The 13489-nt window shown below is 32.0% G+C and carries 9 protein-coding genes; 5 read left to right on the plus strand and 4 right to left on the minus strand.

Translation table 11 applies throughout. The features are described 5' to 3' along the window. Positions 1 to 866 precede the first annotated feature (866 nt). From DPIF8902391_RS01470 to DPIF8902391_RS01490, 5 genes are all read left to right on the plus strand, one after another. Positions 867 to 2063 carry a hypothetical protein gene (locus DPIF8902391_RS01470; protein WP_172504830.1) on the plus strand — a complete coding sequence of 399 codons (1197 nt, stop codon included), beginning with the start codon at positions 867 to 869 and terminating at the stop codon, positions 2061 to 2063. A 29-nt stretch (positions 2064 to 2092) separates the two neighbouring features. Next, positions 2093 to 2791, plus strand: a complete 699-nt coding sequence (locus DPIF8902391_RS01475) for a hypothetical protein (protein ID WP_172504831.1) — start codon at positions 2093 to 2095, stop codon at positions 2789 to 2791. A gap of 227 nt (positions 2792 to 3018) precedes the next feature. Next, positions 3019 to 4200 carry a hypothetical protein gene (locus tag DPIF8902391_RS01480; protein ID WP_172504832.1) on the plus strand — a complete coding sequence of 394 codons (1182 nt, stop codon included), beginning with the start codon at positions 3019 to 3021 and terminating at the stop codon, positions 4198 to 4200. A 220-nt stretch (positions 4201 to 4420) separates the two neighbouring features. Further along, positions 4421 to 7591, plus strand: a complete 3171-nt coding sequence (locus DPIF8902391_RS01485; RefSeq protein WP_172504833.1) for a hypothetical protein — start codon at positions 4421 to 4423, stop codon at positions 7589 to 7591. 20 nt (positions 7592 to 7611) lie between these two features. Continuing rightward, positions 7612 to 8769 carry a gliding motility-associated C-terminal domain-containing protein gene (locus tag DPIF8902391_RS01490; protein WP_172504834.1) on the plus strand — a complete coding sequence of 386 codons (1158 nt, stop codon included), beginning with the start codon at positions 7612 to 7614 and terminating at the stop codon, positions 8767 to 8769. A gap of 106 nt (positions 8770 to 8875) precedes the next feature. Here the strand turns inward: DPIF8902391_RS01490 and DPIF8902391_RS01495 are convergent, their stop codons facing one another. From DPIF8902391_RS01495 to DPIF8902391_RS01510, 4 genes are all read right to left on the minus strand, one after another. Next, positions 8876 to 11101 (minus strand): NADP-dependent isocitrate dehydrogenase, encoded by a 2226-nt coding sequence (locus tag DPIF8902391_RS01495; protein WP_172504835.1) that lies wholly within the window; start codon positions 11099 to 11101, stop codon positions 8876 to 8878. Positions 11102 to 11370: 269 nt separating this feature from the next. After that, entirely contained in the window at positions 11371 to 11718 is a 348-nt protein-coding gene (rplS, locus tag DPIF8902391_RS01500; RefSeq protein ID WP_058886240.1) for a 50S ribosomal protein L19, read from the minus strand. A gap of 221 nt (positions 11719 to 11939) precedes the next feature. After that, on the minus strand, positions 11940 to 12617 hold the full coding sequence (trmD, locus tag DPIF8902391_RS01505; RefSeq protein WP_058884741.1) for a tRNA (guanosine(37)-N1)-methyltransferase TrmD: 678 nt from the start codon (positions 12615 to 12617) through the stop codon (positions 11940 to 11942). After that, positions 12608 to 13480, minus strand: coding sequence for an RluA family pseudouridine synthase (locus DPIF8902391_RS01510; RefSeq protein WP_172504836.1), 873 nt, complete (start codon positions 13478 to 13480; stop codon positions 12608 to 12610). Before DPIF8902391_RS01510 ends, trmD begins: the two co-directional genes overlap by 10 nt. Positions 13481 to 13489: the final 9 nt, after the last annotated feature.

Genomic DNA, 13489 nt, shown 5'->3' on the forward strand with positions numbered 1-13489 from the left:
TAGTATCAACAAAAAACAATTCAAATTCTCGATACTATTTTAATTTCTTTCAGTCATTAAAATCACTCGAATTGACAAGGGTTATCAAAATAACTGTCAGTTCGAGTGTTTTTTTCCTTCAAAAAAATGTATCGAGAACTTTTTTAGTATCAAAAGAAAACAATTCAAATTCTCGATACAATTTTAATTTCTTTCAGTCATTAAAATCACTCGAATTGACAAGAATTATCAAAATAACTGTCAGTTCGAGTGTTTTTTTCCTTCAAAAAAATATATCGAGAACTTTTTTATCATCAACAGAAAACAATTCAAATTCTCGATACAATTTTAATTTCTTTTAGTCATTAAAATCACTCGAATTAACAAGAATTATCAAAATAACTGTCAGTTCGAGTGTTTTTTCCTTCAAAAAATGTATCGAGAACTTTTTTAGTATCAACAAAAAACAATTCAAATTCTCGATACTATTTTAATTCCTTTCAGTCATTAAAATCACTCGAGTTGATACTATTTTAGCAAATAAAGATACTAAATTGAATTAATTTTTTTTGAGTGATACTGTTTCTTATTTTTCTGTTACAAAACTTTTTTTAGCTAAAATTTAAACAGGTGCTATGAGTCATAAAATTTTTTATCTTTTTACCTTAGAGTGTTTTAACGTTAAGTTAACAAAGATGTGCCTGCTTGTATATAATTTTTTCAACAAAGATGAATAGCTTCTTTTTATGTGAAAAAACAGGCATGATTATTGTTATTTCTTTTATATATAAACACTTAACGTGTTTATATTGAAAAAAAAATATACAAGAAATTTGTTTCATTTTATTTAAATAAAGATTAATATTGTAAAAAATTAACACAAAAGTATGAGATTAAAAATTTCTTTAATACTTGTTTTACTAACGAATATCACTCTTTTTGCGCAGGTAAAAATTGGCGATAATCCTAGTGATATCAACCCGACTTCTATTTTAGAGCTAGAAAGCACTGATAAGGTTTTCGTTTTAACTCGTATGGATAATGCGGTAATGCAAAGCTTGCTTTTAAATCCCGATCCTAATAAACGTCCTTTACAAGGTGCGTTGGTTTATAATACGACTGATAAATGTGTTTTTATGTATAACGGTGCTGCATGGGTTAGTTTATGTAATTTAGCGACGAGTTCTATAAAAGTAACACCAGCTCCTACTGCTCCTACATTAAATAATAATTTAGGAGATTTCTGGATTAACACAACAACCAATCAAACAAGTCTTTTTGACGGTACGAATTGGGTTTTATTAAACTCGACAACGAATACAGGAAGTTCTGTAAAGATTACAACAGATCCTACTGCTCCTACAAATCCTAATAATGGAGATTTTTGGGTTACAAATAACGAAACAAAAATTTGGGACGCTACAACTTCATCTTGGGTTTTATTAAACTCGACAACGAATACAGGAAGTTCTGTAAATATTACAACAGATCCTACTGCTCCTACAAATCCTAATAATGGAGATTTTTGGGTTACAAATAACGAAACAAAAATTTGGGACGCTACAACTTCAACTTGGGTTTTATTAAATCCGACAACGAATACAACGAGTACTGTTGAAATTACAAAGCAACCTGCTGCTCCTGCAAATCCAAATAAAGGAGATTTTTGGATTAACACAACAACCAATCAAACGAATATTTATAATGGTACATCTTGGGTTTTATTAAATGAAAATCCGAAGAAAGGAACTGGAGTACCTACTAATATAACAGCTCCAAATTCAGTTGCTGGTGATATTTATGTAGATACCGCAACAGGAACAATTTATGCCCATAACGGAACAGCTTGGGTTACACAAACAAGCACAAGTACAGGAATTAAGCAAGAGGAAACGGTATTAACAGCTGCGACACTAAATCAAGTAGAGTTTTTAGTAACTTTAAAAACCGAAGATAAAATAAACGTTTATAGAAACGGTGTTCGTGTAGGTTTTACGGTAAACGCTGCTAAAACTGGTATTACATTAGAGCCTGATGCAAAATGTTATACAGGCGATCAAATAAGAATAGTACAAATTTATTAAATAAAGAACCCCAATTAAAACCAAAAATGATGAAAAAAACAAACTCGTTCAAATTAGCAATGGTTGCTGTAGGAATGTTAACTATCGGAACTGTTAGCGCACAGGTAACAACTACTACTGATGCACTTTTAGACAAAAATTTAGATGCAACTAAAGTTGTGAAATCTGTAGACAACAAAGGTACAATTAAGTACATACAAGGTGCTAATGGTATTACTACTGTTACTTCTACAAATGCAGGTAACGAAACTGTTACAACTTTCCAATTAGGTGGTGAATTAATTTCTGCTACTGCTATTAAAACAACTGCAACTAATACTTTTGCTGTTGAAGGAATTCAAAAGATCGATATAACTGATTTAGCTGATCCCAAAAACAAGCTTGCAGCAACTTATGACGGTGCTGGTTTCTCTATTCTTGTAAGAGATGAAATTTCTGGAGAAGTTAAAAAAATATTAGCTGACGACCTTTCTAAGTTTGTAGTAGCTATTAGAGCAGAAGATACTATTGCTGCTAGTGTTACTGCTGGTACAGATCATTCTATAACTGTAGCTAACTTACCTATTATTACTCCATTAAACTCAGGTAAATTATTCGTTTACAGAAATGGTGTAAAATTACGTTTTAATACTGATTTTACTGCTGCTGTTGCTGGTACAGTTGTAATAAACAATACTGATTTACCTTTATATAAAGATGATATTATTGAAATTCAATTTACTAGATAATATTACTGCTTAAAAGCAACAATATATTTTTAACCTTAGGCATTGGTTTTATAATTAAAACCAATGTTTAACGGTTATTTTTAAGATATTACAATTACTTTTTCTGTTTTTAGCCCCAAAACCACCTTCTACTACAAGGGTTTAAATTTTAAGATATACTTACTCTTCTATAAATAGCTTATAAATTAGTAATGATTATAATAAAATATAAAATAAATTTATACCGTATGATAAATTATAAATTACTTTTTGTTTTTAGCCTTTTTTTTATCTCTTTAAAAATAAATGCACAACAATTTAAAGTTGTTGATAATAAAGGAACTATAAATACGGTAAATAATAACACAGTTACTTCGGCTACAACTGCTCCTTTAAATCCTTTAGAAGGAGATATTTGGATTGATACAAATTCGCCAAATGATGTTATTAATATTTATGATGCTTTACCTACACCTGTTTGGAAACAATTTTCTAATCAAAATATTTATACAGAAAATGGAACTATTACTACCGATAGGGATGTAAATGGAAATGGAAAAAGTTTACGGTTTTATGGTTTAGGTTCATTTCATATTTATGACGTTTTTGATGTGCAATTGAATTCTACTGCTTATTTCCAGATAAATAGCCCAATATCTCTTGCACTTACAAGCGCTAATATTTCATTAAGAGGTAATATCACAGCTGATAATGACTTTTATTTAAAGGGAGCTTTTAAAGATGCCACTAATAATACCGGTACAACAGGGCAAGTTTTATCATCAACAGGAGCAGTTACTAATTGGGTTGATAATACAGCAGTAAGCACTTGGCTTGCTTTAGATGATAATTTAACTGCGGATAAAAACGACACTGAAATATATAAAAACGATAATGTTGGTATTGGCGATTTTTCAGGAACAACTATTGATGCGAAATTACACGTAAAAAGCACCGATGTTCCTTTTAAAATTCAACCAAACACCACTACGCCTACAGGAACAAGTGGCGGACAGATGTTTGTTGATAGCACAAATGGTATTTTATATATCTATGACGGCACAAGAGCGAAATGGCTTAGTGTTGATCGTACTATGGTTGGCTGGGGTGTAAATAATGCTAATACTGGTAATGAATATTTAAGGCAATTTAATGGTGCACAGTCTAATAGAAATGGTTGGCGAATGATTAGAAATGCTACTATTACAGCAATAAGTGCCCAAACAGACATAAACCAAACCTGGACCTTAGAAATTCGTAAAAATGATGGTACAACAGCAATAGCATCATTAACAATAACGAATCAGCAAGGAAACCATAATAATACTCTTAATATTGATGTTAACGAAGGTGATTTTATACAAGCATATTGTAATGGTACTAATGTTAGTCATCCTGAAACTTTAATAGAAATTGCTTGGCGAAAATAATTTGGTAATACTATTTAGTAATAAGTGGAATACCTGTAAAAAATCAGTTAAAAAACCTTTAAATAGTAGTGTTTTATAGTTGAAAATGCTTAGCAACAAATGAATTAATATATTTTAGAATGTTTTATTCTCAAATATATTTCAATTATCTTTACGCAAAAAATTGATATAAGGCTATTTGATAAAAATAGTGTTACTTTTATTGCTAATTGTTAAACAAATGAGAAACTATAAACAGCGTTTATTTACCTTAATTATTACTTTTATTTTAACCTCTTTAAATACAAATGCACAAGAATTTAAAGTTGTTGATAATAAAGGAACTATAAACACGGTATTTAAAAATAACGTGACTACAACGACAACATCAACCCCACCTTTAAATCCCGTAGAGGGCGATGTTTGGTTTAATGATGTTGATAGCGAAATTAAAATTTATGATGGTGCTATTTGGAAAAAATTATCAGATACCAATAACCTTACTACAAATTTTTACAATGCAAATGGAGCCTTAACTTCTCATAGGGTTTTAACAGGAAGCACAGGTCTTGGCGGAAAATACGACCTTTCTTTTAACGATATTGGAAACTTTACCGTACATACTGATGTAACTGAAATACTTAGTTCAGGCAAAACAAAAATTGGTTCTAGTGCAGGTGATGTAACAATTACATCCTTTGGAAAGATACTATTAGATAACAACACGAGTATTGCTAAAAATCTTACTGTAGATGAAAATTTTCAAGTAAAAAAACAATTTATAGACGCTAGTAACAATGCAGGTGCAAATGGGCAAGTTTTATCATCAACAGGAACAACTACAAAATGGGTTGATAATATCAAAAACAAGGTAACTGCTACTGCAACATCAATTGAGCCTAGTAATTCAATAGAAGGCGATGTTTGGTTTGATACCGTAAATAATGAAATAAAAATTTACGATGCCGATGAGCCTATAGTTGCTAATCAATGGAAAAAACTTTCTGATATTACCGCTGCTGCCAATAATATTTATACTACAAATGGAACTATTACTTCTGATAGAACCATATCGGGGAGTAATACGAATAGATTTGATATTGGTTATTTTAAAGGTTTTATGGTTTCCAATACTGAATTTATAACTTTTGATGCCACTAGATCTATTAATTTACAAGCAACTGATGGTGTTAATTTACGTAGTAATACCATTGCTGATGAAAGTTTTCAAGTAAAAAAACAGTTTATAGACGCTAGTGACAATGCAGGTACAGCAGGGCAAGTTTTATCATCAACAGGAACAACTACAAAATGGGTTGATAATGCCGGACACACAGGAACACCAGGTTCTATATTTTTTGCAGGAACAGATGGGAAGCCAACAGAAAACAACATACAATTAACCTGGGATAACACAGCTCTTAAGCTTTATGTAGGAACTCCTTTTAACACTACAGACACTAATAAATTAACTGTAAATGGAACAGCAAGAGCTACCCGTTTTAGGAGTTCTAATGGTACCGTAGGAGATCCTGCATTTAAATTTTCAAATGATAATAATACAGGAATGTACCGTATTGCTGCCGATCAATTAGGTTTTACAACGGGTGGAGTAAATGCTTTATTAATAGATAATACACAGAATATTAGTATTCCTAAAAACTTATCATTAACAGGTACTTTTGCTGATACAACGGGTAATGTTGGTACAACAGGGCAAGTTTTATCATCAACAGGAACAGGAACTAATTGGGTAGATGCTACTGCTTTAGGTAATAGGGGGTCTGTTGATAATATGTATACCGAAAATGGAATTTTAACTTCTAATAGAGAGGTAAATGGAAATGGAAAAGATTTGCATTTTAGAGATTTAGCTAATTTTTATATAGATGATACCAATTATATAGCACTACAATCTACAGGTTATTTAGATTTAAGAGCTGCTAGTGGAATTAACGTAGTTGACCACGCACGTTTTGTAGAAAATATTACTGTAGAGAAAGGTTACAAAGATAGTACGGGAAGCTTTGGTGGAGATGGGCAAATTTTATCATCAACAGGTACAGCTACAAATAAAAAGACTAAATGGGTTGATAATTCTGCTGCATACACAGGAACTACGGGTTCTTTATTTTTTGCAGGAGCAGATGGAAAACCAACAGAAAATAATGATCATTTATTTTGGGATAATACAAATAATCAGTTACGAATAGGGCTTACACCAAATGGAACAAATAAACTTTCTATTGGAGGCACAATAAGAATGAGTGGTTTAAATAATTCTAACGGAGCAGTAGGGGAACCTTCTTATAGGTTTTCTAGTGATTCGAATACAGGAATGTACCGTATCGCTGCCAATCAATTAGGCTTTTCAACAGATGGAGTAAATGCTTTATCAATAGATGCTGCACAAAATATTAGTATTCCTAAAAATTTATCGGTAAGAGGTACTTTTGCTGATACAACGGGTGATGTTGGTACAGCAGGGCAAATTTTAACATCAACAGCAACAGGTACTAATTGGATTGATAACCCTGCATTAAATAATTGGTTAACCACAGGAAACTCAGGAACAACAACAGTTAACTTTTTAGGAACTACCGATGATAAAAAAATGCAAATGCGCTCAAATAACATTCCGATGTTAGAATTTGGTCGTAGGCAAACATTAGGCTTAACTCAATCATACCCAGATTATACTGATGTTGATCAATCTGTAGTGCATGTTAGAGGTGCTAATGGCGTTTCGGCTTTACAATTTCAGGCAAGTGGTACTACGTTTTATAAACCCATGTTTTTTACTACAGCAAACGGAAGTTTTAGACTGAAAGGAAGTGCTGGAAAAACAGATTTTTTCGAAATAGGTTCTGCAGGACCTAATAATCAAGGTCGTTTAGAGTTTATAGTTGGTGATGATGGCGATGAACCAATGATTTTTAAAAGATATGATTATAGAGGTGCTAAATTTCATAGAGAATTATTTCGTGTTCAAGGTAGTGATGCTACACGAAATGCGAAAACAAGGTTTGGTATTAATTTAAATCCACAAGAAGTAGTTATTGCGGATAATTTAGATAGCAATGCTAATGACGCTTCTTTTAAAAAGGCAAACTCTACCTTTCAAGTAGCTGGTTCTATTTCAAAATCTATTATTAAATCTTATACTGATTTTACTTTAACCGAAGACCATTATACTTTTATTGCTAAAGATGAGTCAAATACCCGAATCATAAACTTACCTGCTGCGAGTAGTGTTACAGGGCGTATTTATATTATAAAAACAAATTGGTATCGAGGGGTAAACTTGAATATTCGTTATATAACAAGAACAACTAATACGGCTAATTCTATACCAAAGCAAAGTACAGTTCAGTTACAATCTGACGGAACTGATTGGCAGCAAATAAATTAATTTTCACATATATTAATAGTATGAAAAACTTACTTTTTATCATTTTATCCACTACAGTAACCTTTGCCCAAACGGCATTTAAAAACATGGGGACTATTCAGTTACATGATGATGCAAATATTGCTTTTCATACCAATTTAATTAATGATGGCGATTTTAGAAACAGTAAAGGAACAGCGGGTTTTTATAGTGAGACTGAAACACTAACAGTTTCAGGAGCTAAAAAAGCGACTTTTTATAATCTTGATATCGCTGTTACAAATAATTTGGTCTTAGAAACCTCATTAGCCCTTACCAACGATTTAAGTTTTATGTATGGTGATGTTATTACAGATAAAAGCAATCTAGCTATTTCTTTAGAATTTAATAAACATCGTTTTCATGTAGGTGAAGATGACGATAAGCACATTAACGGTTATGTAATGCTAAGAGATACAGGAACTGATGAATTTAGATTTCCCATTGGAGATGGCGATAATCTGCGCCCAATGATATTACCTATTCAAAACAAGCAAAACACTTTTTTAGGTGCTTATTTTTATGAAAATCCTAATACTGCTTCTACATTTGGTCAATTTGGTCAATCTTTTTTAACAGACCAAAAACAAGTCTTTATTGATAATGTTAGTACAACAGAATTTTGGGATTTAAACGGTGGATCAAAAACAAGCGTTACCTTAACTTGGAATGACCGTAGCGATATAGCTACACTTTCAAAAAACAGCCTTGAAAAACTAAGAGTTGTAGGTTGGAGTAACGACAATGACCAATGGGAAGACCTTGGTGCAACAGAAATAACAGGAAATTTAACCGAAGGAACGGTAACCTCAAGCAGTTTTATTCCTGATAAATATCAAATTATAACCCTAGCATCGGGCTTTGCTGATTCAAACAACATAAACCTTTTAATATCACCAAATGGCGATACAAAAAACGAAACATTAGTCTTTAAAAACTTAACAAAATACGATAGTAATAGTTTAGAGATTTTTAACCGTTGGGGTAATCTTGTTTACAATACAGAGAATTACAAAAATGATTGGACAGGAGAATCTACTGGTAGGTTTGTAGTAAATTCGAAAGATAAATTACCTGCAGGTACGTATTTTTACATTTTAAACTATGTAATTCACGGAGTATCTAAAACACAAAAAGGATGGGTTTATATCAATAGATAGATATATTTTTATTCTAATTTGTGTAGTCAATAAATTAAAAAAGCAGATGAATATTCATCTGCTTTTTTTTATGTTTAAACTATGTAAAAACTTGTGAAAACGATTCTTAAATAGCGTTTAAAATACTATTTAAAGCCTCACTAGGTTTCATAACAACATCAGTTAAAGCATCATTTGGTTGGTAATACCCACCAATGTTAACAGCTTCTCCTTGAATTTTATTTAATTCATTTACAATTACCGCTTCATTTGCGGCTAACTTTTCAGCAATAGGAGCAAACTGTGCTTTTAATGCTGCTTCTTTATTTTGAGCTGCTAAAGCCTCTGCCCAATACATTGCGATATAAAAATGAGAACCTCTATTATCTAACTCACCAGTTTTTCTAGAAGGTCCTTTTTTGTTATCTAATAATTTATCAGTAGCCTGGTCTAAAGTTTCAGCTAAAACGTTCGCTTTACTATTATTGTTGCTAGTTCCTAAGTGTTCTAAAGAAACCGCTAAGGCTAAAAATTCTCCTAATGAATCCCAACGTAAATGATTTTCGTTTACTAATTGATCAACATGTTTAGGGGCAGAACCACCAGCACCAGTTTCAAACAAACCACCACCATTCATTAACGGAACAATAGATAACATTTTTGCAGAAGTTCCTAATTCTAAAATCGGGAATAAATCGGTTAAATAATCACGTAATACATTTCCTGTAACAGAAATCGTATCTTTTCCGTCTTTTACTCTTTCTAAAGTATATTTAGTCGCTTCAACTTGCGATAAAATTTGAATATCTAAACCAGCAGTATCGTGGTTTTGTAAATATTTTTCTACTTTTTTGATAACTTCAGCATCATGCGCTCTTTCTTTTCCTAACCAGAAAATAGCAGGCATTTTTGAAGCTCTAGCACGAGTAACGGCTAATTTTACCCAATCTTGAACAGGCGCATCTTTTGTTTGACACATTCTCCAGATATCGCCTTGTTCCACTTCGTGGGATATTAAAACAGTTCCGTTTGAATCAATTACATTAACAGTTCCGTTTTCAGAAATTTCAAAAGTTTTATCGTGCGAACCATATTCTTCTGCCTTTTGCGCCATTAAACCAACATTAGGAACAGTTCCCATTGTTGTAGGGTCAAAAGCGCCATTCTTTTTACAGAAATCGATAGTTTCTTGATATAAACCAGCATATGAACTATCAGGAATTACTGCTTTGGTATCTTGAAGTTTTCCTTCTTTATTCCACATTTGCCCCGAAGTACGAATCATTGCAGGCATTGAAGCATCAATAATTACATCCGAAGGAACGTGTAAATTGGTAATTCCTTTATCAGAATTAACCATTGCTACATCTGCATTATTTGCATAAATAGCTTCAATATCAGCTAAAATTGCTGCTTTTTTATCGGCAGATACTTCTTCTAAATTACTAAGTAAGTTTCCGAATCCGTTATTTACATCAACACCAATTTCTTCAAAAGTAGCGCTATGTTTTGCGAATAAATCTTTAAAGAAAACACGAACGGCATGCCCAAAAATAATTGGGTCAGAAACCTTCATCATCGTTGCTTTCATGTGTAAAGAAAATAATAATCCTTTTTCTTTAGTATCGGCTAATTCTTCAGATAAAAAAGCCAATAATGCTTTTTTACTCATTACTGAACCATCAATAATTTCGCCATCTAATAACGATACTTTTTCCTTTAAGGTAGTTGCTGTTCCGTTTGCGCTTGTATGTACAATTTTTACATCGGTAGCATCTTTTAGAGTAACAGATTTTTCGGTATGTGCAAAATCACCATCATTCATTGTAGCAACATGAGTTTCAGAAGTTGAAGCCCAAGCACCCATTGAATGCGGGTTTTTCCTTGCGTAATTTTTCACTGCTTTCGGAGCTCTACGGTCAGAATTTCCTTCACGTAAAACTGGGTTTACAGCCGATCCTTTTACTTTATTATAACGTGCTAAAATAGCTTTTTCGTCCGCCGTATTTGCTTCCTCAGGAAAATCAGGTAAAGCATACCCTAATGATTGTAATTCTTTAATTGCCGCTTTTAGTTGAGGTACAGAAGCAGAAATATTTGGTAGTTTAATAATATTTGCTTCTGGTTTTTTAGCCAATTCACCTAAAAAAGCCAAGGCATCTTCAACTTGTTGTTCTTTAGTTAAGAAATCTGAAAAATTAGCAAGAATACGTGCTGCAAGAGAAATATCTTTGGTTTCTATTGCTATATCAGATGATTTTGTAAAAGCTTTTACAATAGGTAAAAACGAACGAGTAGCTAACGCAGGAGCTTCATCCGTTTTCGTGTACATAATTTTTGCTATTTTGCTCATATATCAGTTTTTTAACGCGGTGTTGTTAAAACACGCACAGTTATTATTAAATTTATTGAAGTATTGCAAATTTAAGAATTAGAAATGATTTTTTTGATGCAAAACTGTTAATAGTTAGGGTGTTTTATTATTGATATGATAAAATTAAATCCGCAAAATATGGGTATATCCGCCGATTTATCGCGTCTTTTTTTACGTGTTTATAAATCAAAAAAAAGCATTGTGAATAATCACAATGCTTTTTTATAAATTGAATAAAGATGTTAATCTTAACTTCTTCTTTCTTTAATTCTTGCTTTCTTACCAGTAAGGTCTCTAAAGTAAAAGATACGTGCTCTACGTACTTTACCTTGTTTATTTACTTCAATTTTTTGAATAGCAGGTAAGTTAATAGGGAAGATACGCTCAACACCTACAGTACCAGACATTTTTCTGATTGTAAAAGTTTCAGAAGCTCCAACTCCTCTTTTTTGAATAACTACTCCTCTAAAAAACTGAGTACGAGTTTTACTTCCTTCTTTAATTTCGTAGTACACAGTAATAGTGTCTCCTGCTGCAAATTGAGGTAATTCGTTTCTGGTTACAAATTCGTCTTGAACAAACTTTACTAAATCCATCGTAATAATATTTATTTTTGTTTTATAAAACAACATACACGATTATCGTCAGAGGTTAATTTATTGCTGCAAAATTAATCAAAATATTATAAAATACGAACTTATTTTTAAATAATATTTATTGATTTACACTGTTGATTATCAGTTTATTTAATCGATTATTTTTTTAATACATATAGCCAATAGTTTCAAATAAAATAGGTAGCTAAAGTATAAAACGATTATTCATCTAATAAATCGGGCCTTATATTTTTGGTGTGTTCGTAGGCTTTTTCTTCTCGCCACTTGTCAATTTTAGGGAAATTACCTGACAATAATATTTCAGGAACTTTCATTCCGTCATATTCTGCGGGTCTTGTGTAAACGGGTGGCGATAATAAATTATCTTGAAAAGAATCTGTTAAAGCAGATTGTTCATCGCCTAAAACTCCAGGGATTAAACGCACAACAGCATCGCATAAAATAGCAGCTGCTAATTCTCCGCCTGTTAAAACGTAATCGCCAATAGAAACCTCTTTGGTAATAAATTTATCACGCACACGTTGGTCTACTCCTTTATAATGCCCTGTTAAAATAATGATATTTTCTTTTAAAGAAAGCGTATTTGCTATTGATTGATTCAATGTTTTCGCATCAGGGGTCATATAAATAATTTCGTCATATGTTCTTTCAGCTTGTAATTTAGAAATACAAGCATCAATAGGCTCAATCATTAAAACCATTCCTGCGCCACCACCAAATTGGGTGTCGTCTAGTTTTTTGTAAGAGCCAAGCCCATAATCACGTAAATTATGAAAATGAATTTCGGCTAAACCTTTGTCAATAGCGCGTTTCATCATTGAATGTTCAAACGGGCTTTTTAATAAATCGGGTGCTAGGGTAATAATGTCTATTCGCATGTTGGCAAAGATATAATTTTTTTAAATTTCTTAGGAAGCTCTTTTGTAATAAACAGCTCTTTTTTTGTAAAAGGATGCTCAAATTGTAGGCTAGAGGCGTGTAAATACAATCCTTTTCCGTTTAAAACAAAGCCGTCTAAAAAATGTTCTTTATCGCCTAAAATAGGGCTGTTTATAGCTAATAAATGTTTTCTTAACTGATGTTTACGCCCTGTTTTTGGTGTTAATTCAACAAGATTTAACATTTTGAATCGTTCAGAAATAACTGTTTTTATCAGTTTATAAGATGTTTCAGCTTTTTTATCATCAATAGGAAAATCAATAATTCCGTTATTTTCTATTTCCCCGATAGTTATTGCATGATATGTTTTTTGAATTTTTTTATCCTCAAATAATTTATTTAAAGCGATAATACTCGAACTTGTTTTTCCAACCAATAAAAGTCCACTTGTTGGATAATCTAATCGATGTACAGGTCGAGGGCGAACAGCATCTTCTAAATGGCTTTTTTTGATATTTTGCAAGAGTGCATTATCAATAGTTGCAAACGAATTTCCACTAACTAAAATACCAGCAGGTTTATAAATAACAGCTAAATAAGCATCTTCAAAAAGAATTTCTAACGGAAAATCAAAGTGTTTAAAAGTAGTGTCTTCGCCAATTTTATACAATTCTATTTTTTCATTTCCAGTGATAAATAGGGCGGAAGTGGCAATTTTTTTATCAACAAAAATCAAGTTTTTTTTAAGCGCTTTTTTAATACCCGATTTTGTTGGAATGGTTTTAAAAATTCCAACACCGTATTCTTGCAATCGAATGGGGTTTTCTAGTAACGGCACTTTATGAGTTTCAGATAGGGTCATTTAATATAT

The sequence above is a fragment of the Tenacibaculum finnmarkense genomovar ulcerans genome (assembly GCF_900239495.1).
Taxonomy (GTDB): domain Bacteria; phylum Bacteroidota; class Bacteroidia; order Flavobacteriales; family Flavobacteriaceae; genus Polaribacter; species Polaribacter ulcerans.